The organism is Streptomyces sp. NBC_00989 (assembly GCF_045162655.1).
GTDB lineage: Bacteria > Actinomycetota > Actinomycetes > Streptomycetales > Streptomycetaceae > Streptomyces.
This window is the reverse complement of record NZ_CP108728.1, coordinates 1-25,316: the sequence shown is the minus strand read 5'-3', so window position 1 is coordinate 25,316 and position 25,316 is coordinate 1. Positions and strand designations below refer to the sequence as shown.

At 70.6% G+C, this 25,316-nt stretch carries 28 protein-coding genes and 1 pseudogene; 14 read left to right on the top strand and 15 right to left on the bottom strand.

Translation table 11 applies throughout. The features are described from left to right. Position 1: 1 nt before the first annotated feature. The 3 genes from OG714_RS00145 (at position 2) to OG714_RS00135 (ending at position 5,525) form a co-directional block, all read left to right on the top strand. Positions 2-931 (top strand): helix-turn-helix domain-containing protein, encoded by a 930-nt coding sequence (locus tag OG714_RS00145; protein WP_406117638.1) that lies wholly within the window; start codon positions 2-4, stop codon positions 929-931. A 324-nt stretch (positions 932-1,255) separates the two neighbouring features. Then, positions 1,256-1,405 carry a hypothetical protein gene (locus OG714_RS00140; protein ID WP_406117637.1) on the top strand — a complete coding sequence of 50 codons (150 nt, stop codon included), beginning with the start codon at positions 1,256-1,258 and terminating at the stop codon, positions 1,403-1,405. A 502-nt stretch (positions 1,406-1,907) separates the two neighbouring features. Next, complete coding sequence (locus tag OG714_RS00135; RefSeq protein ID WP_406117635.1) at positions 1,908-5,525, top strand: hypothetical protein; 3,618 nt, start codon at positions 1,908-1,910, stop codon at positions 5,523-5,525. A 145-nt stretch (positions 5,526-5,670) separates the two neighbouring features. Here the strand turns inward: OG714_RS00135 and OG714_RS00130 are convergent, their stop codons facing one another. The 3 genes from OG714_RS00130 to OG714_RS00120 all read right to left on the bottom strand — a co-directional run bounded on the left by OG714_RS00130 (position 5,671) and on the right by OG714_RS00120 (position 8,286). After that, a complete protein-coding gene (locus OG714_RS00130; RefSeq protein ID WP_406117634.1) occupies positions 5,671-5,808 on the bottom strand; it encodes a hypothetical protein in 138 nt (45 codons plus the stop codon). Positions 5,809-5,874: 66 nt separating this feature from the next. Continuing rightward, complete coding sequence (locus OG714_RS00125) at positions 5,875-6,198, bottom strand: WhiB family transcriptional regulator (protein WP_406131665.1); 324 nt, start codon at positions 6,196-6,198, stop codon at positions 5,875-5,877. 810 nt (positions 6,199-7,008) lie between these two features. Beyond that, positions 7,009-8,286 carry a hypothetical protein gene (locus tag OG714_RS00120; protein WP_406117633.1) on the bottom strand — a complete coding sequence of 426 codons (1,278 nt, stop codon included), beginning with the start codon at positions 8,284-8,286 and terminating at the stop codon, positions 7,009-7,011. A gap of 127 nt (positions 8,287-8,413) precedes the next feature. Here OG714_RS00120 and OG714_RS00115 point away from each other — a divergent pair, with 127 nt between their 5' ends. The 4 genes from OG714_RS00115 to OG714_RS00100 all read left to right on the top strand — a co-directional run bounded on the left by OG714_RS00115 (position 8,414) and on the right by OG714_RS00100 (position 10,212). Continuing rightward, on the top strand, positions 8,414-8,719 hold the full coding sequence (locus tag OG714_RS00115; protein ID WP_406117632.1) for a hypothetical protein: 306 nt from the start codon (positions 8,414-8,416) through the stop codon (positions 8,717-8,719). A 205-nt stretch (positions 8,720-8,924) separates the two neighbouring features. Then, positions 8,925-9,197 (top strand): hypothetical protein, encoded by a 273-nt coding sequence (locus tag OG714_RS00110; protein ID WP_406117630.1) that lies wholly within the window; start codon positions 8,925-8,927, stop codon positions 9,195-9,197. Further along, entirely contained in the window at positions 9,188-9,493 is a 306-nt protein-coding gene (locus tag OG714_RS00105; RefSeq protein WP_406117628.1) for a DUF6303 family protein, read from the top strand. The genes OG714_RS00110 and OG714_RS00105 overlap by 10 nt, the downstream gene beginning before the upstream one ends. A gap of 260 nt (positions 9,494-9,753) precedes the next feature. Beyond that, positions 9,754-10,212 (top strand): hypothetical protein, encoded by a 459-nt coding sequence (locus tag OG714_RS00100; RefSeq protein ID WP_406117627.1) that lies wholly within the window; start codon positions 9,754-9,756, stop codon positions 10,210-10,212. A gap of 27 nt (positions 10,213-10,239) precedes the next feature. Here the strand turns inward: OG714_RS00100 and OG714_RS00095 are convergent, their stop codons facing one another. The 4 genes from OG714_RS00095 to OG714_RS00080 all read right to left on the bottom strand — a co-directional run bounded on the left by OG714_RS00095 (position 10,240) and on the right by OG714_RS00080 (position 12,386). Next, entirely contained in the window at positions 10,240-10,686 is a 447-nt protein-coding gene (locus OG714_RS00095; RefSeq protein ID WP_406117625.1) for a LexA family protein, read from the bottom strand. A gap of 142 nt (positions 10,687-10,828) precedes the next feature. Further along, positions 10,829-11,677 carry a hypothetical protein gene (locus OG714_RS00090; RefSeq protein ID WP_406117623.1) on the bottom strand — a complete coding sequence of 283 codons (849 nt, stop codon included), beginning with the start codon at positions 11,675-11,677 and terminating at the stop codon, positions 10,829-10,831. After that, a complete protein-coding gene (locus OG714_RS00085) occupies positions 11,665-11,979 on the bottom strand; it encodes a hypothetical protein (protein ID WP_406117622.1) in 315 nt (104 codons plus the stop codon). Before OG714_RS00085 ends, OG714_RS00090 begins: the two co-directional genes overlap by 13 nt. Before the next feature lie 17 nt (positions 11,980-11,996). Further along, a complete protein-coding gene (locus OG714_RS00080) occupies positions 11,997-12,386 on the bottom strand; it encodes a hypothetical protein (RefSeq protein WP_406117620.1) in 390 nt (129 codons plus the stop codon). A 24-nt stretch (positions 12,387-12,410) separates the two neighbouring features. Between OG714_RS00080 and OG714_RS00075 the strand changes: the two genes are divergently transcribed. Beyond that, a complete protein-coding gene (locus tag OG714_RS00075; RefSeq protein WP_406117619.1) occupies positions 12,411-13,334 on the top strand; it encodes an IS982 family transposase in 924 nt (307 codons plus the stop codon). Between the two features lie 570 nt (positions 13,335-13,904). Here the strand turns inward: OG714_RS00075 and OG714_RS00070 are convergent. The 4 genes and pseudogenes from OG714_RS00070 to OG714_RS00055 all read right to left on the bottom strand — a co-directional run. Then, a pseudogene (locus OG714_RS00070) lies at positions 13,905-14,183 on the bottom strand (RNA polymerase sigma factor); the annotation flags it as partial. Positions 14,184-14,197: 14 nt separating this feature from the next. Then, positions 14,198-14,512: a PadR family transcriptional regulator gene (locus tag OG714_RS00065; protein WP_406117618.1), complete on the bottom strand. Its 315-nt coding sequence runs from the start codon at positions 14,510-14,512 to the stop codon at positions 14,198-14,200. Positions 14,513-14,806: 294 nt separating this feature from the next. Continuing rightward, complete coding sequence (locus OG714_RS00060; RefSeq protein ID WP_406117617.1) at positions 14,807-15,214, bottom strand: hypothetical protein; 408 nt, start codon at positions 15,212-15,214, stop codon at positions 14,807-14,809. After that, a complete protein-coding gene (locus OG714_RS00055; RefSeq protein ID WP_406117615.1) occupies positions 15,207-15,518 on the bottom strand; it encodes a PadR family transcriptional regulator in 312 nt (103 codons plus the stop codon). The genes OG714_RS00060 and OG714_RS00055 overlap by 8 nt, the downstream gene beginning before the upstream one ends. 277 nt (positions 15,519-15,795) lie before the next feature. Here OG714_RS00055 and OG714_RS00050 point away from each other — a divergent pair, with 277 nt between their 5' ends. After that, positions 15,796-16,221: a hypothetical protein gene (locus OG714_RS00050; RefSeq protein ID WP_406117613.1), complete on the top strand. Its 426-nt coding sequence runs from the start codon at positions 15,796-15,798 to the stop codon at positions 16,219-16,221. Between the two features lie 120 nt (positions 16,222-16,341). On the opposite strand, the gene OG714_RS00045 is transcribed toward OG714_RS00050, so the two are convergent. Beyond that, positions 16,342-17,193 carry an RNA polymerase sigma factor gene (locus tag OG714_RS00045; RefSeq protein WP_406117612.1) on the bottom strand — a complete coding sequence of 284 codons (852 nt, stop codon included), beginning with the start codon at positions 17,191-17,193 and terminating at the stop codon, positions 16,342-16,344. Continuing rightward, on the bottom strand, positions 17,177-17,611 hold the full coding sequence (locus OG714_RS00040) for a hypothetical protein (RefSeq protein WP_406117610.1): 435 nt from the start codon (positions 17,609-17,611) through the stop codon (positions 17,177-17,179). The genes OG714_RS00045 and OG714_RS00040 overlap by 17 nt, the downstream gene beginning before the upstream one ends. Positions 17,612-18,599: 988 nt before the next feature. Here OG714_RS00040 and OG714_RS00035 point away from each other — a divergent pair. The 5 genes from OG714_RS00035 (at position 18,600) to OG714_RS00015 (ending at position 24,048) form a co-directional block, all read left to right on the top strand. Then, positions 18,600-19,013: a hypothetical protein gene (locus tag OG714_RS00035; protein ID WP_406117608.1), complete on the top strand. Its 414-nt coding sequence runs from the start codon at positions 18,600-18,602 to the stop codon at positions 19,011-19,013. A 501-nt stretch (positions 19,014-19,514) separates the two neighbouring features. Further along, the gene (locus tag OG714_RS00030) at positions 19,515-19,934 is read left to right on the top strand and encodes a phosphotransferase (RefSeq protein ID WP_406131664.1); all 420 of its coding nucleotides are present in this window, start codon (positions 19,515-19,517) and stop codon (positions 19,932-19,934) included. Positions 19,935-20,308: 374 nt separating this feature from the next. Further along, positions 20,309-21,211 carry a hypothetical protein gene (locus OG714_RS00025; RefSeq protein WP_406117606.1) on the top strand — a complete coding sequence of 301 codons (903 nt, stop codon included), beginning with the start codon at positions 20,309-20,311 and terminating at the stop codon, positions 21,209-21,211. Between the two features lie 138 nt (positions 21,212-21,349). Continuing rightward, complete coding sequence (locus OG714_RS00020) at positions 21,350-22,768, top strand: protein kinase domain-containing protein (protein WP_406117605.1); 1,419 nt, start codon at positions 21,350-21,352, stop codon at positions 22,766-22,768. A gap of 251 nt (positions 22,769-23,019) precedes the next feature. Beyond that, complete coding sequence (locus OG714_RS00015; RefSeq protein ID WP_406117604.1) at positions 23,020-24,048, top strand: hypothetical protein; 1,029 nt, start codon at positions 23,020-23,022, stop codon at positions 24,046-24,048. A 240-nt stretch (positions 24,049-24,288) separates the two neighbouring features. Here OG714_RS00015 and OG714_RS00010 read toward each other — a convergent pair whose 3' ends face one another. Both OG714_RS00010 and OG714_RS00005 read right to left on the bottom strand, forming a co-directional pair. Further along, positions 24,289-24,672 carry a hypothetical protein gene (locus OG714_RS00010; RefSeq protein ID WP_406117603.1) on the bottom strand — a complete coding sequence of 128 codons (384 nt, stop codon included), beginning with the start codon at positions 24,670-24,672 and terminating at the stop codon, positions 24,289-24,291. Further along, positions 24,669-24,875, bottom strand: a complete 207-nt coding sequence (locus tag OG714_RS00005) for a hypothetical protein (RefSeq protein ID WP_406117602.1) — start codon at positions 24,873-24,875, stop codon at positions 24,669-24,671. The genes OG714_RS00010 and OG714_RS00005 overlap by 4 nt, the downstream gene beginning before the upstream one ends. Positions 24,876-25,316: the final 441 nt, after the last annotated feature.

Sequence of the window (25,316 nt, the reverse complement as noted above, 5' to 3'; positions counted from 1 at the left end):
GGTGGGGCGGCGGGAGAACCCGATCGCCTCGTGCGAGCGGGAGTTGGAGAAGCTGGCTCTCTATCTGCGGGACCACCGCGAGCGGGCCGGGCTGAACTACAGGGAACTCGCCGTACGGTCCGGATGCAGCGCCTCGACGCTGATCCGGGCCGTGGCCGGCGAGCAGATGCCGAAGCTGAAGACGGTCCGGGCCTACGCCCTGGCCTGCGACGCCGACCCCGATGAGGCCGAGCGGCTGTGGAAGCGTGCCCGCTACCGGGCCGCCCGCGGCTGCCAGGAGCCCGTTCCGCACCCGCGGTACGTGCGCAACTTCGCGGAACTGCACGTAGCGCTGGCCGACCTCTATCAGAAGGACGGCGCCCGGCCGTACCGCGAGCTGGAGGCCGCCAGCGCCGGTGTGCTGGCCCACGCCACCGTCGGGCGCTTCCTCCGCCAGGAGGGCGGCCGTCCCACCCGCCAGTTCGTCCGGGCGTTCGCCATCGCCTGCGGGGCGAAGGGGCTGGTGCTGCGCGAGTGGGAACAGGCGTGGGACCGGGCGGAGGAGCGGCGGCTCGGGCCCGCGGTCGTCGCCCGGCGCCAGGCCTCGGGAGTCGTTCTTCCGGACGGCCGCCCGGTGTACCTCCACTCGGATCCCGAGCGCACCCCCGACGGGCAGGAGCTCCGGCGTTTCACCCTTCCCGACGGAACTACCGTCCTCTCGGCGAGGTCCAAGCCCTGTCCCGTCTGCACGTCCACCACCATGCAGCCCTTCACACAGGTTTCCCGGCAGCTGATGCAGCGGTTCGCGGTGGCAGAACTCTTGCCGACCCCTGAAGGACCCGGGCCAGATCCCGCGACAGCAAGAAGGGCGCCTTCACGTCTGGTGATCAAGGCCCGGGCGGCGCTCGGGCACGGCCCGGACAGTGATCCGACCGGCACGCGGCGCCCCTGACGAAACCACAGTTCACATCAAGGAGGGGAGCTCGAAATTTTCGATGGTCCCAGGGGCCCAGACACCGGCCGAGCACCACTTTTGGGGACCCCCTGCAAATCGCCCCGCGTCACCGAGTCTCTTTTCTCCGTCGCAGGTGGAGCCGCTAATTGACATGGGCTCAGCGGCTTTTGGACTTCCGCAGGTTGTGCTCCTCGGTGCCCTCGTGTGTCGGCCCCACCTCTATGCTTGGGGACGTTCCTCTGTGGCGCCTGCCTTGTACTTCACCGCCTGGTGAAGGCCCGGCAGATCAGCCGGGCTGTCTCGGACGCCACGGAGGCCCACATGGAAGGCAAGACACCCGCCGACGGCGGTGACGAGGAGGAAGCAGCCGAGAAGCGCCGGAGACGGCGCCGACTCACCCGGCAGCTTCTGATCGACTGGTCACCGGTGCTCGCGGGCCTCGCCAACCTCGTGGTGCAGCACTTCTCCTGACGGAGAACGTGGGAGCGGGTCGTAGCGCCGGGCAGCAGTAAGCCCGGCCGATGTCTGGACGACCGGGCTCACTGGCTGTGTCGCGGATGGAGGGCCCTGGACCTGGGGTGGAGCCCAGGAAAGGGGTCCTCTGCGTCAAGTTTTCCGCGTTGTTCCGCGTCTCGATCGTACGGGAAATAGCCTCCCGGTCTACAACCTGGGCTACAGACTCCGCTGCTGTGAAGTCGTCGTTCTACCTCAGGGACCCCTGTGGCCCCCTGCTCGACAGCACCTACGGGAAGCCGCTGCGAGCCGCGCAGGGCGCCAGTGGACCAGGGCAAACCGTGCCGCGAACGGACGGGCGGCGAGAAGCCACAGCACCTCCGTCTTCGACCCGTCGCGCTCCCGGGCCCGTCAGCGCCGTATCGCCCGCGCTCCCGCCCTGCCGCGCCGGCTTGGGCCCGGTGGTCGGACTTGTCCGATTCCTGCCCGGCCACCGCCCACCACGCTCTACGGTGCACCGGTGAGCGACGAGATGCCGCCGGCCGGACTGCCCGTGGTCGACGAGACCCTGGCCGACGCCCTGACCGCTCAGGGGGAGGCGGGCGTACGGGCGTTGGGGCTGCTGCGGGACGCGCACCGGGTGCTCACCGTGGCGGGGTTCCTCCAGCCGGAGGAGGTGGCCGCGGCGTGTGTGCGGTCCGCGGCGGACGCGCTGCTGGGCCTGTCCGGCTCGCCGGGCACGGTGAGCCTGATGCTCCCGGCGAAGGACCTGTTGGCCGCAGTGGACGCCGTCCCGTCACCGGCCGCCGCCGAGGCCGCCCGGGCCGCCGCTCCCGGCGTCACCGACTCCCCGGCCAGCCCGTCTCCGACGGAGCGCGCGGCGTGGGAACGGGTGACGGCGGCGGCCGACGTGCTGCGCGATGAACTCAACCAGCCGGGCCACCAGGTACGGGCCGCGAGAATCGTCGAGCGGCTGATGGGCGTCACACTCGGCGCGGCGCAAGAGACGGCGCTGGACGTGTGGAGAACCCTCTACGGGGTGGCCTCGGGCATCCTGCACGGCCGCGCCGCCGCCCCCGGCAAGGCCGCCTCGCTGTACACCGAACTCCTCAGCGCGGCCCGCAACTTGCTGGTGCCGCTCCCCGCCCGTGCCGCGCGGGTTCTTGAGCTGACCGCGCTCACGGGCCCGGGTGAGCAGGAGGCGCGAGAGCTGGCCGGCTGGGCGGACCCGCGCGCCACCGGGTACTTCTTCCGCTCCGGCCCTGCCCCGGCCTGGCTTCACGTCCTTGACGAGCACGCACCGCACCTGCTCCTGCCCGACAAGGCGACCGGCCGGTGGCCGGCTGTCCGGTTCTTCGAGCACCTGGCCGCCGCAGCCCCGGACACCGCCCGCCCGTGGCTGGCCGCCCACGCCGAACAACTCGCCGCCGCCGGCCCGGACGCCCTGTACGTACTGCTCCTGGCTCCGGTCGGAGCCCTCGCTCCCGCCGGTGTCCGCCTGCTGCTCCCCGTCGTCATCGGACCGGCCCGGGCCGGGATGCCGATCGAGCCGGCGGGCTGGCCGCGCGGGCTGACTGCCCGCTGGGCGTGCACTCTCCCGATGCCGCAGCGGGACGGGGACTGGCTGGCCGTCGTCGAGGAGCTGCTCAAAGACGTGGTGGACGCAGGCTTCCCGGCCCTGGAAGCGATGCTGGAGCGCCCGCATGCCACCGAGGAATGGGCTGCCCTCCTGCCCGAGGGCGACGTGGTGGCCCTGCTGCGGGAGCTGGTGGCGACCGTCCACAGCCCGGACGGCGTGACGGTCCGCTGGGACCGCCGGGCCCGGAACGCGCTGGCAGCGCTGCTGTGCCGCAACGTCTCGGCGACCTCCAAGAGCACCTGGCAGGAGGGCTTTGTCGACGGCGTCGACCTGGACGAGGTCCGCCTCCGGGACGACGAGGTCCCCTTCCTGGCCAGTGTCCTCGGCCCGTTCCTGGGCCCGCTCCTGGCCCGGGCGGTCCTCGACCTCGCCGTAGCGGACGCCGCGGCCGGTGTCCCCTTTGTCGAGCGGATGCGGGGATGGCCGCGGATCGACGCCGCGGCCCCGCGCTTGCACGACCGGATGCTCGCCGCACACCTGGCCGCACACCCACCGGCCGCGGGCACCGACTCCGCGGGCGCGGGGGAGTGGTGGGACCGGGCGGTCGAGGTCACCGTGCGGCTGCTGGCCGGCCGCCCGAACCCGGAAGGCTCCCGGCTGGCCGCCCTGGTGCTGGACACCTGCCCGCCCGAGCGGGCCGCCGACCTGAACCAGCGGGCACGCGCGGCACTCGGTCCGGCCCCTTCCCCCGACGAGATCGACCAGGCCCTGCCCGCCGCCCCCGCTGCCACCCAGGCCAGCGGCCGGACCGAGCTGCCCGCCTCCTGGCTGCGGGTATGGCACTGGTCACCGGTCCTGCCCGTACCGCTGCTCACCGACTTCGCCCCGCTGCTCGCCGCGCTGCACCGGCTGAAGCCGGCCGGACCGCCCGACCCGCGTTCCGCCGCGCGCCCGCGCTCGCGCCATGACACCGTCGTCGCCCTCCAGGACCTGCTGGATCTGGCCGCCGCGGCCGGCCCGCTCGAGGCCGCCGCCGCCCTCGCCGCCGCCGAAGACGCGGGCGCCGACGGCTACGCCCTCGTGCTGCAGCGCCTCGTGGGAGCCGACCGGGCCGCCTGGACCGCCGACGTCCCCCAGGTCCTCGCCGTCCTGGCCCGGCCGGAGCTCGGCGCGTTCTACCTCGCCGCCGTCGCGACCGTCGCGCGCGCCCCTGACGCCTTCCCCGCCGGCCCGGCCGAGGCCGTCCTCGCCGCTCTCGCACTGAGCCGCGCCCTGCCCGCCCCCGCCAGCCCCCATGTCCCCGACGCGGCGGAGTTCGCCGGCCGGGCGTGGTCCGGTCTGCTGAGCGTCGTGTGGCACACCGGCGCCGACCTCGACGGTTACCTGCCGGCCGTCCTGGACAACCTGCGCGGCCTCGCCGAGCCCCTCACCCGCCCCGCCCCGCCACCGCCCGCAAGCACCTCGGACACGCCCGCCCCCAGCGTCGGCGACAGCGACGGTGCGGGTGCGGGTGCGGGTGCGGGTGCGGGCGGAGAAGAAGAGCTGCCCGAGGGACTGCTGGGCTCACACCCGGCAGTGCGCGCGCTGGACTGCCTGCTCGACTACGCCGCAAGCCGGGCCCCTGCGGACGGTGAGATGCCCGCCGACATCCTTCGCCTTCTCTCCGACGTCCTGGCCGCCCGCCCGGGCGACGAGGCGGTCGCTGCTGTGATCGGCGCGCACCTGCCGGTCCTGCACCGCCGTGCCACCGCCTTCACCGCCGCCCACCCCGAGCTGTACGCCCTCGACCCCCACCGGCCCTCCCCGGCCTCCGTATGGCTGGCCCGGGGAAGAACTGATCCGCTGCTGCTCGCCGCCCTGCACCGCGACCAGCTCCTGGCCGCGGTGCGCGAGAACCGGTACCGCGCGGCCACACGCGTCGCGTTCGCGCTCCTGCTGGACGGCCAGCACGACCTGCTCGGCGACCCGGTCGACGCCTGGCGCGAGGTGGCCGGGCCGGACGGCGCCGGAGCCTCCCATCTCCTCATGCCGCTCGCCCTTTCCGCGCGCGGGCGCCCGCGGTCCGGCGAGGCCGCGGGAGCCCCGGCCGCCCGCGCCCCCGAAGACGTCGCACGCACGTGGTGGACGGCGGCGCTGGAGGCCGACCTGCCGTCCGGTGCGCTCGCCGATGCCGGCTACTTCGTCAGCTCCGCCCTCACGGACGAGGTATGGCTGCCCCTGGCCCGGCGCAGCGCCGAGCACACCCCCGCCCAGACCTGCGCCGACAAGGTCGCCAAAATCGCCGCCGACCACCCGCGCAGCCCTGATGCCCTGCTCCTGACCGCGCACCTGCTGACCCACCCCGCCCCCGACCCCGAGTACGATGCCGACGTCCGCCGGCACGCACGGGCCCTGCTCCAGGCCGCCGAAGCGCTGCCGGAGGCCGAACGGCCCACCCAGACCGAACAACTACGCCGGTCCCTGGTCGAAGCCGGCGAGGTGGACCTCGCCCCGACACCGGCCACGCCCGCTGACCGGCCGGGGCCCGGGCGGCGCCGCGGTGCCGCCCGTCAGGAATGAGGGATGACCGGTGACCTCCCCGCCCGAACCGGCGCGGCATTCCCACGGCCCGGACGATCTCGGGGCGTTGGCTCGCTGATGGTGTGAGTGCTGGTGGGTGGTCTCGGTCCCCGTCGTCGGGAATGTGTTGTGTCCGGGTCTGCTGTCATGTGATGGCGTTGAGACAGACCTGCCCGATGCGCTCGGCGCATCTCGCGTCCGTCATGAGTTCCGGCCGGGAGGCGCGCACAGCCTGGTCGTCTTCGGCACGGCGGTGGAGCTCGGCGGCAAGGTCGTGGTTCAACGTGAGCCGGCTCTCCTCGTCGACGCCGGAGCGGAGGTGATGAAGCGGCGGCCAGCCGGGCCGTACTCAGCTGGCCGAGGCACGGCGCTCGTCACCTTCGGGGGATTCCTGCCGGTTGTGCTGCGTGCGGGCAGCCTCAAGCAGACACCGCCAAGACGTCACTGTGGGCCGCCGCCGCAGCAGTGCGCGCCTTTCCCTCTCCGACATACCGCCCCAAATCCCAAACTCAATACGGTTGTCGAGAGCGTAGGCGAGGCACTCCGTACGCACCGGACAGCCGGTGCACACCGCCTTCGCCCGGTTCTGCGCGGCGCCTTCGACGAACAGTTCCTCGGGGTCGGCGGTTCGGCAGATCGCCCTCGCACCCCACGACTCCCCATCACCCGCGATCACCCGATGCCGTCCTCTCCCCGATCCGGACCGCCACAGTCCCACCCGAGGATGCGACGGTGGGGAGACCGTACGACAAACGCACCTGGCATGAGACACCGTCAAGGCGCGGCAATCCCTACGGGTGAAGGCGGCCTTGACGGCCGCACGACAAAGCCTCAACCTCCCGTCCACGCACAGCCGTTGCCGGCATTGGGACGGTGACCAGTTGCCCCAGCAACTCCCGTACGAAGTCGTGCCGTTGGATCCATCCGTAGGGCCGCGGCCCGTCACTGCTCGACGGTCATGCCGGCGTCACCCCCGCGAGTTCCCCGGCCAGGCCGCGCCCGTGGCGGGGTCCCAACCGCCTGGTGCCATCGGGGAGTTAGGGGCACGGCTACTCGTGGGGCGGGGGCGGGACATCGAGCTGGAGGGAGGCATGCCGGCCCCGGCTGTCCTGGAAGAGGGCGCGGATGGCGAGGGCCCAGTCCGGGAGCTCGATGAGCTGGTCGGCCGCTGGGGCGTCGTGGGCGGCGGAACCCGGTCGCGGCGCGGATGCGCGGTCGCCGGGTGTCCAGTAGGAGGAGAAGGAGAGGTTCGGGTCGTCCGTGCCGTCGGCGAGCAGGTACCGGCCTCCCGCCTGGCCGGCGGCACGGGGCGACCGGGATCTGCGGCGGCACGGCGGCCAGGGGTCAGGTGTGGGCCTGTCCGTCGAGCGGGCCGCCGTGGTAGCGCAGTTCCGTCTCCGGCGTGCGCATCCGGGAGGCGCGCGCGAGGTCGTCGAAGAGGGTCATGCAGCACCTCCCGGCCCGGTCCGGAGGCCGTTGCTGGTCATCGGCTGCGGGTTCCTTCCTCGTCGGGCTGTAGGGCGGGCTCCATCATGCGGCCGGCGCCGTGTGGACGGTCGCAGGCCTCGACGGCGACGTCGTCGTTCACCTCGTCCACCCTGTCGGCCTGTTGTGCGGTGCGGCGGGTGCGGGAGCGCTCGGCGAGCTGGTGGACGCGGCCGGTCCAGGCCTCCATGTAGGCCTCGGCTGAGCCGTGTTCGTCGCCGGGCAGCCACAGCAGCCCGCGCCCGGTGTCGGCCTGCTGGGCGAGCAGAGCCTCGAAGTGGGCGGCGAGCGCGCCCATGACGGGCATCAGGCACATGACGAGGGCCTGGGGGACGCCGGTCGGGTTGATCATGAGGGGGACGAGCTGGGCGACGATCACCCCGAAACCGGAGGCGTCGAGCTGCTCGCGCAGGTGGGCGAGGCCGGGGGTGTCGGGCATCAGCAGCCCGTGCATCACGTAGAGGCCGCCGATCCCGGCGAGCAGCTGCGCCGTCCGGCGCGCGGCGGCCACCTCCTGCTCGCCGGCCGCCCGCAGGAGGGCGAGCGGGTCGAGCGTCCCGGCCCGGACCCAGTCCTCCAGGGTTCCCGCCTCCTCGGCCCGCCGCGCCTCCGCGGCGACGGGCGCCCAGTCGAGGCCGGGCATCAGGGCGGCGAGCGCGTCGACGAAGGCCTCGCCGCCGACCTCGTCGGCACCCATGCCGGCGGCCGCGATCAGACGGACCGCGCCGCGCCGCAGCCGGCGGTCGGGGCCGCGCTCCAGCTCGGCGTCCGGGTCCTGGACCACCCGCAGCAGCTCGTCCGGGTGCGGGAGAGGGCCCGGGGCACGCCCGAACAGCCGGGTGACGTGGGTGTAGAAGGCGTCCTGCTCCGCGTCGCCGGCGGCGGCCGCGGCTCTCCCGGCGGCGGCCAGGCGCTGCGCCTGGGAGCGGCCCGCGGCCCACAGCAGGGCCTCGTGCACGGCCGGCCACGGCGGCTCCGGCACCACCGACTCCCCGGGCACCACCGGCCGTCCGGCCTCGGCGTACCAGGCGATCACCGTCCAGCGCAGGTCCCGCCCCGGCCGCGCGTGCTCGGCGATCGCCGCGGCCACCGCGACGGTCTCCTCGGCGAGCACGGACACCGAGCCGCGCCCGCGCCCCAGCCACGCCCGAGCGTGCCCGGGCAGCAGCCCCGCCCCGCGCCACCGCTCCAGCTGCGCCGCCGACACGTCCAGGCCGAGCGCTGTCAGGTGCTCGATCAGCTGCTGGTCCGCCGGGCTCGGTTCTCCTCTGGTCACCGCCGCATTTTAGAACCCCGCGAGGTACCCGGAAAACGTGCGCCGCGTACCCGCTGAACTGGGCAGACGACCGGGTCCCGGCAGGGGCCCAGGGTATCGCCGCACGCCGCGAAGGAGCCGTTCGCCCATGCCAGCCCGTCCCCGTCCCGCCCGCCGGCGTTCCGCTCGGCGCCGGCCCGCCCGTACGGCCACCACGGCCGCCACCGTGCTCCTCCTCGCCCCGGCCGGCCGCACCGCCCTCGCGTACGCCGGCGCTGCGCTCCTGCTTCTCCTGACCCTCACCGCCGTCATCGCCCTCGGCGCCGCCTACGCTCCGCGCCCCGCCCACCGCACCGCCGCCCGCCACACCCTCCACCTCCTCCTGCGCCTCGCCCCCTGGTACCCCGACGCCGGCGGAGAGCAGGGGACGGGGGAGGGGCGGGGTGAGACCTGAGGACCCCACTTCGATCAGTCATGCGCGTGACCGGCACCCGCCGGTCGGTCCCGGGGCCGAATCCCGTGGCACGGGACGCTCAGAGCGGCACGGACCGCCAGGCGGGAGGACTCGCCGCGCACAGCGATCAGCAGCGTGCCCACACGGCAGGCTGGCGGACAGCAACCACCGCTCCGCCGCTGCCGCACCGAGGGGAGAGACCGCCGTGTCACGCCTGTTGGACCGCCGGCTGCTCCAGCCGGACCCGCCCTTGCTCTGCGACGTCCTGCAGACCGCCGTATACGCCGGCACCGCCCGCCCGGACGCTTTCCGGCTGCGCCGACTCCTGAGCAGCCCCGCGGCCGTAGTACGGGCGCGACTAGTCCGTCCTGGCGGCGCCGGCTGGTACGGCCGCATCCCGGTGATCTCCCACTGCAAGATGTCGGCGACCGTCCCGGGCCTTGCCGGGGCCGTCGGTGTCCGGGGCCGGTGCCTGTGAGCAGGGAGCGGTACGAGAGGGCCACGGCGTACGTCGCCCTGCAGGACGACGGGCGCTGGCTGATGGCGGTGGCGCCCGGTGAGCTGCACGAGGACGGCGGGGACCCGTGGATGGATGAGCCGACGGTGTTTCTCGACGCGGGCCTGCTGACCGGCTCCGGCCGCCGCCGGGCGCTCGCCGAGCTCGGCTACGAGGAAGCCGACCGCGGCGGAGCGTGGGAGTGGAGTGAGGGTCTGTGGGAGTTCGATGAGATTCCCCTGCTGTGCACGGCTGCCGTGCGCCCGCTCCGACGCTGACCAGCTCGCACTTCGCCAGCTCGGCATCGTGCAGTACCACGGGTCGTGCCCGGTATCTCACGTCTGGATGTCCGGGACCGCACACGGCTCCGGCCCCGCCGATCTGGGATATCGGAGGGGGCCGGATGGTGGTAGACGACGCGCTCGACGTCCTGCGGCCGACGCCCGGGGCCATGCCGTGCAGGAGTGCGGCGCTGCGATCGGCACCGGGTCTCGGGAATCCCCGTCACGGCACCGGCGGAGATCTCTACAGTTGCCCCATGGCCTCTGCTGACATGTCCGAGAAGGTCCGCGACGTGATGTATGTGGAGCGTCCGGCCGGGACGCGTCTCGCGCGGTCACGCGCGTCCGAGGGGAGCCGCGGACTCCTGATCAACGATGACAACACGTTCGTCGGACACGTCGAGTTGTTCCCGGCCGACCAGGACGACAACAGGATCATGGAGCGTACGGTGCTCGCTGCGCTGGGCTTCGTGGCGTGCTACGCCGCGATGAAGGCCGCGCCGTACGCCAAGAGCGGGCTGAGCGGCCTCAGGTCGAAGCTGCACCGCAAGCCGGGGGACACCTCTGACGAGGCGCCCGTGCTCGATGCCAGGATCACGCTGGAGCGCATCGACGGGTCTCCGGCCCGGACGGCGGCGGGCCCTGTACGGACGGGCCCCGGTCTCGGCGAGGACCTGACCGCACTCGCCGACACCGCTGAGTCGGACGAGGCCTGACCAGCCCGGAGCCCGCAGGTCCCGTGGTCACCAGGGCAGCGAGATCCCTTTGCCCGGGCCGCGGTTGACGCTGCGGTCGAGGACGCCGAGCTGTTCCATCTGCCCGAGCTGGTAGGCGACGCTGCCGGTACTGGACAGGCCCACGATCCTGCCGATCTCCCGTACCGAGGGGGTCTCGCCGTTGTGCGCGGCGGCCCACTCCCTGATGCACCGCAGGATGCGCCGCTGCTGGTCCGAGAGGTGTTCCTCTGTCTCCTGGATCTCCCGGACCAGTTCGCGCAGCTCGACCCTGGCCGACGGCGAGCGCCCGGCCGCCGTCTGCCAGAACGGGTGAGCGCTGATCCGGTTGTCGAGCTGCCGCAGCCGACGGCGCAGCGCAGTCGTTTCGAAGGGTCGGAGCTCCAGGGCCGCGTATGTGCGGGTCCGCTGGAGCTGGGTCCGGATCAAATCGCGCGGAAACGTCGGCTGCTGCACTATGCGATTAAAACATATGTTCGAATTTGAAAGCCACACCCGACGCCCCTGGTGTGACTCGCAGCGATAGCTGGCCATTGGCAGAGCTATCTGGCCACGAGGCGCAGGCGAGCCGCTCTGTCCTAGATGATTGATTCCAAGGTCAGTTGCCGTTCCGTGCGCGAAGACGCTGCCTGACGTGTCGTTCGTAGCAGCGGGTGCAGTAGCCCTTCGCCCGGTGCGGTCGGCCGCAGCCGGGCATTGTGCATGTCGTCCGGCCGTAGGTCTGCGGACCAGGCGTGGTCTGGCCCGTCCGGTACTGCTGGTAGTAGTGCCGGATGCACAGCCCTTTCGCCTTGATGTTGGTGTCCGGGCAGCCAGCAACCGTGCATCCTTCCAAGAGGCGAGGGCCGGTCGTCGTGGGCATCCGAGGCACGGTATGTTCCCCGCGGAGTATCCTGTCGAGTACCTCGTGGAGTGACTCGGTGACGGCTCTGTCGAACTGCGGGTCCTCCGCTCGGAGCCGGTGGACCGTCCTGCGGCAGGTGCCCGCCTGCCGGTATGCCTTCGCACGTGGGTGGCCGGCGCGGAGCGCTTCAAGGACGGCCTGCTTCACACGTTCCGTGTCGATTTTCCGCGAGTCCAGGATCTTGCCCACAACGGCGTCGAACTGTGCGTCGTCCATACGCAGTCGGCGGACCGTCCGGTCAGTGACTCCCACCTGCCGGTACGCCAGGGCGAGCGTCCCACCGGCTTGAAGCGCATCGAGGACGGCCCGCTTCACACGCTTCTCCTCGATGCGGGCAGCGGCGGTGCGGATGGGCTGGATGTCCTGGTTCCCGCCCCGGTGAGCCGCAGCCATGAGCGCCGCCTCGAATCCAGGGTTGAGGCGGCGCTCGTCGTAGAACAGATGACCGTAGACGTCGAGACGGCCCAGGCTCCCGTTGAGGGAGAGGCCCGTGCCCACGTCTTTGAGGATCGCGGTCTTCTCCTCCTTCGTCAGCCGGCGCACCGCAGGTGCTCCCGACCGCGTTCCACGGCCTTCTGGACGCCGGAGCGGGTGAGGCCGACGGTCACCTGTTCGGCGATCTGCTCGTAGGTGAGGCGGCACCCGTCCGGGTCCGGGGTGTTGAGGAGTGCCAGGGCCTTGTCGCGTTCGGCCTGCAAGGCGGCGGCGACCGCCTGGTGGTGGGCCTGGGCGGCGGTGGCCCGGTGGTATCGCTCCAGCGGGTCGGTGATGTCGGCGAGGTGGCCGTCGACTTCGGCTGCGACGTCGGTGGGCTCGGCCTCGTAGCCGGTGGTGGGTGTGGTCATCAGGGCTTCCCGCGGGATCAGATGATGTCGTCGAGGGTGTACGCGGCGCGGACGTCGTCGGGCAGGTGGCCCAGGATCTCGGGCCGGTGCATGGTCACCATCAGGTCGTCTGCCGCGACGATGGCCTCAAGGTCCAGGCCGCACGCCTCGAAGAGGTCTTCCAGGCTGACGGCCGGCACCTGCTCCAGTCCGGCGGCTTCGGCGGCGAGGAGCCGGTGGGTGCCGCTGTAGGAGATGGCCCACTCGGGGAGGACGACGAGCGGGGCGCCCTGCCAGCCGTGGCGGCGCATGCTGTCGGTGATGGCGGCTACGTGGTCGGCGACCCACGTCTCTTGGCCGGTGAGGTAGCCGCTGGCGTCGATGATGTCGAGGTCGAGCGGGTTGTGGATACCCTGCATCGTCTGCATATCTCCAGTATTAATACTGAGGGTATGCAGGGTCAAGAGTGCGACATCGAACACCTCGCCACCGCGCTGTACGTCAGGACCGACGACCTGTTGAAGGCGTCCCCGCATCTGGCGCCCTGGCGTCCGGCCACGGGTATCGCTCCGCAGCTCACCGATGCCGAACTGGTCACACTCGCGATGATGCAGGCCATGCTGGGCTTCACCTCTGAGGCCAAGTGGCTTCGCCACGCCCACTCCCACCTGCGGCATCTCTTTCCCTACCTGCCCAAGCAGCCCGGCTACAACAAGCGCCTACGCAAGGCCGCCGAGCTGCTGCGGCAAGTGACCCGGCTGCTGGCCACCGCCACCTCCGTATGGAGCGACGACGTGTGGATCGTGGATTCCACGCCGGTGGAATGCGGACGCTCCCGAGAGACCGTCAAACGCTCCGACCTGGCTGGATGGGCCGAGTACGGGTACTGCGCCAGCCACAGCCGCTTCTTCTGGGGCCTGCGCCTGCACCTGGTGTGCACCTTGCAGGGACTGCCCATCGCCTTCGCTCTGACCGGGGCCAAGGCCGACGAGCGCGAAACCCTGCTGGACCTGCTCGCCGCCGAACCGCACCTCGTCGCCGCCCGGCCCGGACAGACGCTGATCGGCGACAAGAACTACTTCGGCCGCGACTTCGAGCACCAGGTGGCCGAGCAGAACATCCGGCTGCTGCGGCCGGCCCGCAAGGGCGAGCCGGAACGGCCCGGCGCGCCGCTGTTCAAGCCGTTGCGGCAGATCATCGAGTCGGTCAGCGAGACGTTCAAGGGCCAACTCAACCTCGAACAACACAGAGGCCGCACACCAGGCGGCGTGATCGCCCGCGTCATGCAGCGCATCCTCGCACTGACCGCCGCGATCTGGCACAACGACCACACCGGCCAGCCCACCCTCCGCTCACTGACCGCCTACGACCACTAACCACAGAGACTTCTTGGAATCGATCATCTAGTCGTCGGCGGGCTCACGATCGGGTGTGGCCAACTCGATGCCGCGGACGCGACGGAGCCAGCGGGTCAGGGCGAACAAGGAGGCGCCCGCGATGCCGCAGGGCTCCCATACCTCCGTCACGAGTGCTGCCAACCCATCATCGCCGACGATGTATACAGCCTGGGCGCCGACCGCCGCGGTGATGAAAGCGTTGCTGCGATGCGGGGTCCGGAGCAACCAGTCCACGGGTCGCCACAAGCCGCCAAGGAGATCGCTAAGGCGGTACCGCACCGCGGCGACGAGAAAGCCAAATGCTGCGCCCAACTGCTGGCGCGGTGCCAGGACAATGCCCTCCTCCGGAACTCCGGCAAGGTGCGCACGCCACTGGTCTGTGTCCCGCTGCCTCCCGGCTAGCCGTGAAGCCCAGGACGTCAGGCCCCACGCCGAGCGAGACCTCCGCGGTCGATAGGCCTGTGGGCTCCGCCAGGGAAGCTCGACGTCCTGCCTCTCGGCGAACGACATTGCGGCCTGGGAGTACTCCTGACGTGTTGGGTGACTCTGGCTCCTAATAATGTTGAGACATTCGTTCCGGGCGGTGCTCGCAAGCCACGACCCCGCCTTTTCCGGCTCCCTGAGTCGTTCCAGGTGCTGCACGAATCGGAACCAGGTGGCCTGGTAGACCTCGTGCCCGTCGGCGTCGGAGAGTCGGTGTGCGCGCACGACCGACCACACCAGCGGACTCAGCCCTTCCACCAGTGACTTCCAGGCGGCCGCGTCGCCCTCGACGCTGCTCCGAACAAGGGCGCCCGTGGCGAGTCGGGCTGAAGCCGGGTCCTCCATGTGGGACGGAGTGCTCATGCCCAGCCTCCTGACAGGTGGAGCTTGAGCTGCCTTGCTTTTCGCGCCTCCAGAGCTTCCTCTGCTCGGGTGCGACCGATGCCGGTGAGTTCGTAGAAGCGGCGTGCTGGACGGCCCGGATGGGGGCCAGTCTCTTCGTAACTGGTGACCCACCCACGTTTAGATAGCCGGTCAAGGAGTGGATAGACGGTGCCGGGGCCGAGGTCGGCGTCGCGGCAGATGCTGAGGCCCCATGCCCGCTCGTCGCTTGTCGCGGAGAGCAGTGTCTCCAGGACGGCGATCGTCGGCTTGGTGAGCCGAATATTCGTCATGCCACAAGTGGAGCATGTATCGAGTACGACATGCAAGCATGTATCGAGTACGAGTAAAAGTGCAGGCATCCAACCGCCCCACCCATGCCTTGGTGGCCTCGAATGGAGCCGAGACCGCAGTGGCCAACCATCGTTGAGTACCGGTTGCTGAACTGCGGGCTTCCCGTCGGCCCTGGCGACCTATCACTGGAGGTCACACCTGGGTGGGCCAACCATACGAAGGGCTCGCCCGGTCCCGGAGAAGAACGTAGGGAAGTTTGATCACCTCTGGTCAGCGACCCGGGTGGTGTCGGGTCAGCGCCGGGTGAGGGAGGCGGGGACGGTGATCTCTTTGGTTTCCCAGACCCGGAAGGCCTTGTTGACCGTGATAGTGACGGTGGGTTCCTCGCGGCGGGCGGCACGGGTCAGACGGTGTGTGGCGGCGCGGACTCTGGCGGCTGCGCGGATCAGGTCGAAGGCGAACCCGTTGGCGGCCGTGCTTTGCTGCCAGGCGGTCGGCATGGTGGCAAGAATCTGGGCGAGCTCTGCGGTCCACTCATCGCGCATCTCGACCCGCTGTTCGCGCGGGGTGAGGAAAGCGGCGATGAGGACGAGCGCGTGGGGTATCGCTTGGCGCAGGCGTCGGCTGAGGGTGCCGAGGACTGCCGGGACTGGGAGTGCGAGGAGCGCGGACAGCAGGCCGACGGCCAGATCCTTAAGCACCGGCCACCCCCGGGTGCTGGCGCTGGCCGGGCGTCAGGCCGGCCGCAGCAGACGCGAGTTCCCGGCGGGCCTCGGCAACACCAAGGGCGGTGAGTCGGTAGTACCTGCGGGCCGGGCCTTCGCTGGGCCGGGCCTCCTCCGTCTCGCGGGTGACCCAGCCCTCGGCGGTGAGTCGCGCGAGGATCGGGTAAAGACTCCCCGAACGCAGGCTGGTCGTCTTCATCAGACTGTAGCCGTACGCGGGGTCGTCAGGGTTTTCCAGTAGGGCCGCGAGCACGCGCAGCAAGGAGAGGGACGTCTTCATGGCACACCTCCAATGTCGCAAATCTACATAGTGGCGTAAAGGCGGTCCATCCCCGGGAGCCAATCAAAGCGGCGGGCCGGAGCTGTCCGGCCCGCCGCGCGGTGTGAAGGCAGACGACCTGCGGAATGCGTTGTTGCACCATGGAGATGTGCTGTGACCTGCGGAGTGCGCCATGCAGGCCCCACCCGCTCAGCTGCCGCTCGGCCAAGGGCACTTGAGGGACACGGTGCCTGGTGAAACCACTATGGGGTTGCCCGGGTTCTGCCAGGGTGACCTGGTGAGATACCGCGTCACGGCCGCTGCGGCCGCCCTCGCCTTCGTCACGGCCGGCTGTTCGTCCGCAGCCCCGTCGAACGACAAGTCAGCCACGCCCGGCCCGTCACCGAGCCGGAGTTATCTCCACCCGGTCAAGGACCTGTACCGGGTGAAGAGCGACTGTGAGGCCGGCGGCTCGCCTCAGCTCACGTTCTGGCTGCGAAACCATGCCGCGCATTCGATGGCGTACGACATCCGGTACGAGTTCCTCGACAGCAGCGGCAAGGTCGTGGGTTCGGCGGAGGGCGTCTTCGCGGTGGCCGCGCATCAACTGCTCGGTGACGAGGGCCTCTACGGCGACACCGGCCGCTGCGGGCCGACGTTCCGTCTCGCCTACATCAACGCCTACGACAGCACGGGTGACGGCGCCGGCCGGCCCCACTTCTGACGGCACCGGATCACAAGGCACGGCAACGAGGCCGTCTCCGGCGCCGGTCCCGGAGCGGGGACGGAGAAGGACCGGCCGCCGGGTGCAGTCCGGCGGCCGGTCCTTCGTCCGTGTGCGGGGCTAGGCGGCCGCGATCTCCTCCTCCGGCTCCCTCCAGCCCGTCCTGGTCACGTAGTTGACCAGGTGGCGCCGGTGGGAGCGGACCGTGGCGGGCGCCAGGCCGAGGAGCTCGCCGATCCCCGAGTCCGTGAACTCGAGGGCGTACAGGACGAGCACCTGGGCCTGACGCTCCGGCAGCTGCCCGACCAGCTCGCGGAACGTCTCGCCGTTGACGATCACGGCGTCCAGGCCCTGCTCGTGCTCCGCCGTCCGGTCCCAGGACTCGAGGTCCCCGAACTCCTCGACGGGGTACTCCCATCCCTGCTCGAAGGCGCGGCGCAGCAGGTTGTCGGCCACCCTGCGCAGGTAGGCGTAGGGGTAGGCCATGACGCTGACCTTGTCCCAGTTGCGCAGCACGGTCACGAACGCGTCCTGGGTGATGTCCTCCGGCGAGTGACCGGGCAGATTCCACCAGCCGCGCCCGCGCCGCGAGGACACGTACTTCGTGCACCGGCCGACGTTGCGGGCGTAGAACGCCTCGAAGCTGGACGGGGCGTAGAGAGGCTCCGGGGGCACATCCTCTGGTACGTCCTCCCTGAGCGGCACGAACGCGAACTTCATGAACTCGGTGCGGTCGACGGCGTGGAACGCCTCGTAGTCGAGCGGGAGGCGGAGCCCCTCCGGCACGCCGCTCTCGCGGTCCACAGCCAGCGACTCGGCGCCGCGGTCCAGGACGTCGCGGACGCGGGTGAGCTGGGCCTGGCGGGTGTTCTCCAGGACGTCGCGGACGCGGGTGAGCTGGATCTGGCGGGCCGTCTCCAGCGCGTCGCGGTCCGTCCGATGCTGCTGCGGGTCCTCAGGCGGCGTCGTCATGAGCACCTCCGTCGGCTTCGGTGCGGGCTTCGGTCTCGGTGGCCGGGGAGGTCTCGGTGCCGGACTCGGTGTTGCGGGCGGCGGGAAGGGTGATGACCTGCGCGAGCCGGTCGGCGCGGCGCTTGCGTACCCACCGCACGATGCGGAGGACGGCGCCGGTGATGATGCTGATGACGGTCAGGACCGGGCCCACCTGGCGGGCGGTCTCGGTGACGGCGTCCCAGTGGGTCCACATCATCAGGCCGGTCAGCGGCAGGACCGTGCCCGCCACGCAGACCAGCACGGCGACGTGATGGTCCTGGAACCAGATCTCCGCGGGTTCCAGACCGCGGCGGGCGGCCTCGACGCCGCGCTTCGCGAGGTCGAGGACGGTGCGCGACGCCGTGCGTACGCGCTCGGGAAGGCCGAAGAAGGCCATATCGGAGGTGCCTCTCGGGAGAGAGGGGACCGCCGGGCCCGCGTACGCGGACACCGACGGCCCCGGGGTGGAGGTGGCTCGGGTTCACGCGCTCTCGCCAAAAGGGTTCGTGAAGTCCCTCGCCCTGCAGGGGTATTGAGTTTTCATTCCATTACAGCAGAACTTGAAACCGCTGTGCACCAATTCGGATTCCGGAGAAGGCGTGACGTGGTTCACGTGATCTTCACTGCACGTTTCCGTGTTCCGGGGCGGCGTGAATTCGGCGATGATCACCCGCAATTAATGATCTTCTTCGGCGCCTCCGGACCCTTCGCTCTCTCATTCTTTGTCTTGTTGTCTTATCGGCCCTCCCGGCTCCCGGCTCCCGGTGGCCGTCACGGCTCTGTCCCCTCGCCTGCGCTGGCAGACGCTCCCTGCTGGCGTGTGACGCAGGTCACTTCGTTGCGGCTGCACGGTCCGTCGTTCTCGGCGCCTATTAGTAATGACGACGGCAAGCAGGCAAAAGAAATGCCTATTCCTGTGGGCAATGGGCCGGATGTAGCTTGCCACGCTCGCTTTCCTTCGGGGGGAGTCGGGCGTAGTGTTGTCACGAGCACAGTTGTGACCGTTTCAGTGTCGGTTTCTGTGCTTACCGACTTGGAGGTGGCTCCGGGTTGGAGGAAAGCCTGGATTCCCCGCTCTCGCCAAAGAACTAGGGATCCCCGGGCTTCTGCGCATACGAGTCCCCGGCACCGTCCACCGGACAGCCGGGGGCTCGGTGTACCCGGAGCCGGTCTCCGCGCCGCAGGAGAGGGCTGGGGGGCCGATGGAGAAAATGAGTCCGTCGCAGAGCGACTTCCTCATCCACTTCACTGGCCGGGGCGGTCGCCCGCACCCGGACTGGGTGGATCGGGACATCCGGTGGATGTCGGCGGAGGAGCGACTGCGGTCGATAGTCAGCAGCGGGCTGATCAGAGCGTTTCCTCCCTACGGTGCAGGGATGCGTTGCGTGAGCTTCTCGGAGACGACCGGGGACCACTTGCGTTTCCTGCTGGGAGAACGCCGTTACTGCCCGTGGGGCATCGTGATGACACGTCCGCAGGTGCTGTGTAGGGGCGGCGGCACGGTGGCTTACATGCAAGACGAGGCGACGCTGGCGATGTTCAAAGGCGCGAAACTCGATCACTGGGCAGTGCGCACCGGCGGCTCCACTGACTGGACGCACGAGCGGGAGTGGCGCATCCCTTGGCGCGGGCCGACGATGCGCCTGGATGAAGTCCGGGCAATTTTCATCCCCGACCAGGCCTGGCGGCCGGCGCCCAAGGGAGAGCAGCAGCCGGAGCTGTGGACGAGGTCGCCGATCTGGGTGTGGAGGGCGGAGAAGAAGACGGTCGGTGAGTTCAAGCCCGGCGAGCTGATGTGACCTCGTTCCGGTCGAAACATGGTCGCCCAACTTCGGTACGTCCGAAGAGCGCCCGCCACCCCTCCCGACACGCTACGGACGGCCCTCGATGTACTCGCCACCCCCGTCTGACGACGACACCCGACGCATGACGGCCGCGCACGCACGCGCGGCCGTCACCCTCGGCGTCACCGTCCACGGGCCACGGGTGTGGGGGTGGCACGGCCGCACCCTCGGCCATCGCGCCGAGCACCCCGAACACGGCGTGTGCTGGCTGCGCCTGGTGTCCGTGGCCGCCGCGAAGGAGGGCGGGAAACTGTGGGAGGGCACCGAGCGGGCCGTCGCCGCGTTCCCGGCCGTCCGCAAACCAGGGTTCTACGGACTGCACGACTGGACAGCCGGCGCGCACGCCTACCGGGCCGAACTGACCGAGTACATCGACGAGCCCGTACTCTCCCCTGACCCCGTCCTGCGCCACGAACTCACCCTGCCGACGCCTGGTTCGCCACCACCCGCGCGAACCTGGCGTCGATCGCCGCCACCCCCACCGACCGCACCGCCGTACGGCAGGAGTACATCGACCGCGCCGTTCCCCAGTTCACCGGACTACCGGCGCCGCGGATCGACGAGTGGGAGTGCGCGCACGGCGACTTCCATGCCGCCAACCTCACCACCGGCGGCACGGTCCTCGACTGGGAGGGATGGGGAATCGCGCCCCGCGGCTACGACGCCGCCATCTTCTACGCCTACGCTCAGCTCGCCCCCGACACCGCCGCCCGCATCCGCCGCGAACTCGCCGCCTTCCTCGAAGGCGCCGCCGGCCGCGCCGCCCTGCTCGTCGTCTGCGCCGAGCTGCTCCAGTCCGCCTCCCGCGGCGACCACCCGGACCTGACACCCAAACTGCGGGCCCTGATCGACGGCCTCCGGACAGCCGCGCGGTAGCCGTCGGCCTCTTGCGCGGCCACCTCCCAACTGGGAAATGGTCTACGCGGAACCTCAACGCCCTTTTTTGCACCGCCCGGTTGATACCCGGCACATTCAACATCCGCCCTACGGAGCAGGGTTGGGCGCGACGCCGACCCGCCCCGGGGCAGCCTGCACGTTCCCGGGTTCGGGCCGAGGCCACGCAGAACGGGGGACCGTCTGCGCAGCCGCCCGTCCAGCGTTCCGCTCGCTGTTGGCCCAGTGTGCGCGGACCGCGACGTCGTCCGCGTTCTCCAGGCCGCTGACGTCGTGCCCCCACTCCGCCAACGCCTCCAATCTCCTCGCCGGGCCCGCGGGCCCGGCGGACACGAGACGCGCACTACGCTGACGCCATGCGTATCGGGGAGGTGCTGGACCGCTGGGGCGTTTCCCTCATCGTGGCCGCCGGGATCACCGCGCAGACCATCACCACGGCAGTCGGCGGGCCGCACTCCATCGCCTTCTACACCGCGTTCCTCAGCGGCGCGCTCTGGGCCTGGAACGGACACCACACCAGCGACCGCGCCGTCTCTGCCGGCGGCTTCGCCCAGGCGCTGACCTGGGACTCTCACGTCCGCCCGCACAGGGCGCCAGCTGATCCGTCGGCACTCTACCTGTCGATGGCCGCACGCATGCGGGACACCGAGCACCATGCGCGTGCCTTCGCCGCCCGGCACGGACTCGAGCGGATCTCGTTCGCGCTGCCCGGCGACCGGCACGCCCTCACGGACGCCCGCTCGACCGGCTACGGGCGGCGTGGGCATCTGTGGCTCGGCGCCCACTGGTTCCATCCCGACCACACCCAGCACCTGGCGCCGGTCCTTGAGCACGAACTGGCTCACCTGCGACGCGGCGACACTCGCACACGGGTGGGCGTCGAGACCGCCGCCGTGGTGGCCGTCTCCCTCGCGTCCGGCCTCCTGCCTTTCGTGGCCTTCACCGCGACCGCCCTGACCGTCTGGCTGATCACCGTCGTGCTGCACTGGTGGGCCGAACTCGCCTGCGACGCGGCCGCGGTACGGGCTTGCGGCCGTACCGGCGTGGCCGACATGTGGAGCGCGGACATCGCTGCCGAGCACACCACGTCCCTGGCCGCCCGCGCCTGGAACTTCACCTGCGCCGGACACCTGCACCCGCCCCTGCGCCTGCGCCGCTGGTTGGCCCTCCACGCACCACTGCGCCCCAGCACCACGCCCCACCCGCTCAGTGCTCCGCGCAGGGCCGCACCGGCTGCCGGGCGGCATCGGGCTCGATGATCGAATGACGCAGCCTGCTGTGCACGGCAGCCGTACGCCCGCTCCCGCAGAGTCCGCCCGCCCCGTCCGAGCCCCAACTCGCAGGCAGACCACACCGTTTGGTCCCGGAACGAGTGCCAGGAACGCTACCGTTCGGGCATGCCAGGAAGACCCACACCCCGCCCTCCGCAGCGTCCGCGTAAGCCCCAGCCGGCCCACAACAACGGCAACTACAACGTGGTGCGCTGGCGCGACGGCGGCCCACTGGGCGGGAAGAAGTGGGTGCGCAAAGGCACCGAGGCGGGCAGCGGGCGCAAGGGCGTTCTCAAGCACATGTCCGCCCCGCCTGTGCCGGGCGAGCGCTACGTGAACAAGGCAACACAAGTTCGTCGCCAACGCTTCTACGACGAGGCGCTCTTCATGCGGCAGGTGAACGGGAGCCCGGGCATCCTGCCGATCTGGGACATCGACGACACCCACGGCAACACACCCCGCTGGTACGCCATGCCCCGGGCCCGGCTGCTGGCCGACGTCTTCGACGACACCTCGACCGTCCTGGACGTCGTCACGCACATCGCAGCCCTGGCCCGGACCCTCGCGGGGCTCGCCGAACAGGGGATCTTCCACCGGGACATCAAGCCCGACAACCTGTTCTGGTACGACGAGGCGCCGGTCCTGGCCGACTTCGGGATCGCGGCCTTCGCCCACCGGCCGGCTGGCCTGACCCGGGTCGGGGAGAGGGTCGGGCCCGCGAACTTCATGGCCCCCGAGATGCGCAGCGCTGGCGGCAAGGACCGCGGCGAGCGGGCTGATGTCTACTCTCTCGCCAAGACCCTCTTCGTCCTGGCCTACCCCGGTCGCGGCCCGTATCCGCCCGAAGGAGCACACTGGGTGGGCTCGGAGGAGTTCAGCCTGTCCTCTCTCGGCGGCGGGAACGCAACGACCGCCCTGGAACATGTCCTGGAGGCCGCGACCCAGCACCAGGTGCATGACCGGCTGACTATGGCCGACTTCTATGCTGAACTGGCGGCCTGGCTTGATCGCCACACTGCCCAGCCAGCCCGCTTCCGCCCCTTCGGCCGTCCCTTCATGGGTGGCTGGGGGCCGCATGGGGACCGCAACCGCCGCGATGTTGAGGCGACACGGGCGATGATGCTGCCCTGCATCCGGCGTATTGCTGAAGCCCTGACCGGTGACCCCAGCGCCTGGAGCGAGGGCATCGACCACGACAACGGCGATGCCACCCTCGGCGAGTACGGATGGATCGACAACAGCGAGGAGGGCTTCATACCCGACGGCGGCTTCATCTGGATGGCCACCCACATCCACGACGGACGGCGCATCGTCTTGGACGCGCTCCTCGACGACGGCGTGTGCTTCCTCGCTGAAGCACAGCGAAACGGACCGGCATGGGTCCTGGAACAGCAGTGGGGACATACTCCATGGCATCGTGCGCGGATGCCGCGCACCGCCGACCAGGTTCAGCGGCTGACCGACACGGTCATCGGCTGGATCTCACGCTCCATGCCAAACGCCCCCGTCACTGAGGGGCCTGAACGGACCGCTACCGCGGTCTGATCCAGCCGTCGAAGCCGGCCGCATCCCACCACGTCGGACCGGATTTTTGGTGCGGAGGCGCTCGGCGCCCAGGACCCTCAGGGAAAGCGTCAACTCCGGCGCGTTGCCGCAGGAAACGGGATGCGGCAACGCGCCGCGCACGACCAGCAGGTGCCGCGTCGGCGCACACGAGAGGGACGCCACCGGACGGGGCACGCCCAGTCTTTGTCCACGCCGGCCGCAGGCCGGGCGAACTTGAGGAGACCGGCGCGATGACCAGCGGCACTTCCCAACTGCCCTCCGCCGGCCGCCCGGTGCTCCAACGGTGGCTCACCGACGCCCCCGACACCCACCCCGTCCGGGTTCTGGAAGCCAAGACTGAGACGAACCCGGCTGTCCCCATGGGGCTGGACGCCCTGGAGATGATGGCGGCCGCACTCGACGACACGGCCGCCGACAACCCGCGCTGGAGCAGGAAGATCGCGGAGTTCGGGCAGCTGACCTCGATGGGACAACTCCTGGAGATGCGGGCCGAGTTCGCTCTCGCCCTGGCCCTGACTGATGCCGGTATCGGCTACGAACTGGGCAACACCAAGATCGTGAACCCCGACCTCCTCCTGCTCACCGGCTCCGGCGCTATCTGCGCCGGGGTGGAGGTGACCGCTCGGGCGCCGCAGAACATCAACGAACTCGTCGAGCGCGTGGAAGCCGTCAGCGGCGGACGGTTCGACGTGGACCTGGCCTTCGACGGCTATCCCAGCCGGCTGCAGCCGGAGATCGCCGACAAGGCCGCGGCAGCGGTGCGCGCCCAGGTTGATGCCCTCGGCGCGGGCAGCCCGGCCATGGCCGAGGTCATCCAGGTCGAGGACCCGAAGAACGGCGGCCCCCTGGAGATCACCGTCCAGGTCTGTCCGGGAAACGGCGCGGTGGGCTGGGAAGTCACCGCCGGCGTACTCGACGGCCCGCTGGGCGCCGCCGAGTACGCTGCGTTCGAAGCTGGCCGCGGCACGCAGAAGGCGGCCCAGGGCCGCTCCCTGGACGGCGCGCCGGTGCTCCTCGCGGTCGACGTCTCCCGCTATGGAGCCGCGTGGATGCGCCCCGGTACCGTATGGGCCCAGCGGCTTGCCGCCGCAGAGCAATTCACACCCGACTACCCCTTCGCCGGGATCGCTGCCATGCGCCAGAGCCTGGAGCAGCCGGGACTGCTCGACATCGGCGTAGGCCTCTCGCCCCATCTGCCGGCAGCCGACCGGCAGGTCCTTGAAGACCTGTGCGCCGCCCTGGACTGGCCCTGTGCGTAGCACTCAGCGCCCAGGGCCAGTACCGCTGCCGTCAGACGGCATGACGGCGAGAGGTCGGGGCTGTCCGTGGTGTCCGGCGCCGCCCGCGGCCCGCGTGCACGTCGTCGGGGAAGACATCGACCAGGGCCCGCAGCGGCAGCAGGTCGTGGGCCCCGGGCAACCGGCGGAAGCGAAGATGAAGCCCGGGAAGCCGTCACACCCTCGTCGCCCGGAACCCCCAAGCGGAGTCGCTGACGGTAGTTACTCGATACGCCAGGACTCCAGCCGCTGCGCGACCGTGCGCAGATCGGCTTCCTGGGCACGGATCGCCTGGGCGAGTTCGTACAGATCATCGTCCTTGGCCTGAAGAGGCTGGCCGGAGACGTGCATGTACTGGCTGGCGCAGGCCCAGCCGATGACCAGGTTGTAGTCGGTGAAGGGCCGCAGCAGCAGCGCGGTGTGCAGGAAGGTCGCGGCCCGGGAGGCGGCCTCCTCGTAGTACAGGACGCCGCGCTCCCGCTCGAACGTGTGCCGGTCGGCCATGAACCCCAGAGCGCCCCAGTCCGCGATGGGCACGTTCAGCGGGGAGATCGCCGACTGGATCTGCAGGACCCAGCCGACATCGACACGGATGATCGGGCTCACCGCTGTCCCTCGGGAAACCGCGCCACGACGCCGGGCAGCACCCGGGCGGCTTCCTCGACCGCTCCCTCCACGAAGGCGATGCGGTCGGCTTCCTGAACCGTCACGTCGTGCACGTGATCTTTCAGACTCCGGCCCGTCAGAGCCGCCCGCTGGCGCAGCCGTGTCATTTCGTCTTCGGTGAAAACCACATTGAGTGCAGGCATAGGCCCAGGGTACCGGGACAGGTACCGAATGCGGTACTAGATTTCGCGAAGCCGGGAGAGGGGGAGGGGCAGAACTCAGATATCCCAAGATTTTTCGACTAAGGAAGCACCCAATCCCTGAAACTCCCTCAGAACGCATGGCTGATCACTTACCCGATGCGGCCAAGCCCGCCAGCCGAAGGACGCAGCATCCACTCCGTAGCCAGCAGGAGCCGGCCACGGAGTGGACGGATCCCTCAACTCACCTCAGGAACAGTGGAGATGCACTGTATAGGCGCAGGCCAGTCGGGGAGGAGGCACGATCGCGGAGCGATCGGGACACCACACCGACGAACCCTACAGGATCCGCGGAGCGGATCTCCGGTCCCGGAGGGACCGAGCTGTCTTCGCGGAGCGAGACAGCTTCCGACGCGTAGCGTCGGCGCGTCGTTCCTGCGGAGC

Coding starts and splice junctions, on each gene's coding strand:
- OG714_RS00065 (WP_406117618.1), bottom strand. CDS start 14,512: ATGACGAATATTCGGCTCACCAAGCCGACGATCGCCGTCCTGGAGACA.
- OG714_RS00100 (WP_406117627.1), top strand. CDS start 9,754: ATGGCCTCTGCTGACATGTCCGAGAAGGTCCGCGACGTGATGTATGTG.
- OG714_RS00015 (WP_406117604.1), top strand. CDS start 23,020: ATGACCAGCGGCACTTCCCAACTGCCCTCCGCCGGCCGCCCGGTGCTC.
- OG714_RS00040 (WP_406117610.1), bottom strand. CDS start 17,611: ATGGCCTTCTTCGGCCTTCCCGAGCGCGTACGCACGGCGTCGCGCACC.
- OG714_RS00115 (WP_406117632.1), top strand. CDS start 8,414: ATGCCAGCCCGTCCCCGTCCCGCCCGCCGGCGTTCCGCTCGGCGCCGG.
- OG714_RS00055 (WP_406117615.1), bottom strand. CDS start 15,518: ATGAAGACGTCCCTCTCCTTGCTGCGCGTGCTCGCGGCCCTACTGGAA.
- OG714_RS00075 (WP_406117619.1), top strand. CDS start 12,411: ATGCAGGGTCAAGAGTGCGACATCGAACACCTCGCCACCGCGCTGTAC.
- OG714_RS00085 (WP_406117622.1), bottom strand. CDS start 11,979: ATGACCACACCCACCACCGGCTACGAGGCCGAGCCCACCGACGTCGCA.
- OG714_RS00140 (WP_406117637.1), top strand. CDS start 1,256: ATGGAAGGCAAGACACCCGCCGACGGCGGTGACGAGGAGGAAGCAGCC.
- OG714_RS00045 (WP_406117612.1), bottom strand. CDS start 17,193: ATGACGACGCCGCCTGAGGACCCGCAGCAGCATCGGACGGACCGCGAC.
- OG714_RS00005 (WP_406117602.1), bottom strand. CDS start 24,875: ATGCCTGCACTCAATGTGGTTTTCACCGAAGACGAAATGACACGGCTG.
- OG714_RS00080 (WP_406117620.1), bottom strand. CDS start 12,386: ATGCAGACGATGCAGGGTATCCACAACCCGCTCGACCTCGACATCATC.
- OG714_RS00025 (WP_406117606.1), top strand. CDS start 20,309: ATGCGTATCGGGGAGGTGCTGGACCGCTGGGGCGTTTCCCTCATCGTG.
- OG714_RS00020 (WP_406117605.1), top strand. CDS start 21,350: ATGCCAGGAAGACCCACACCCCGCCCTCCGCAGCGTCCGCGTAAGCCC.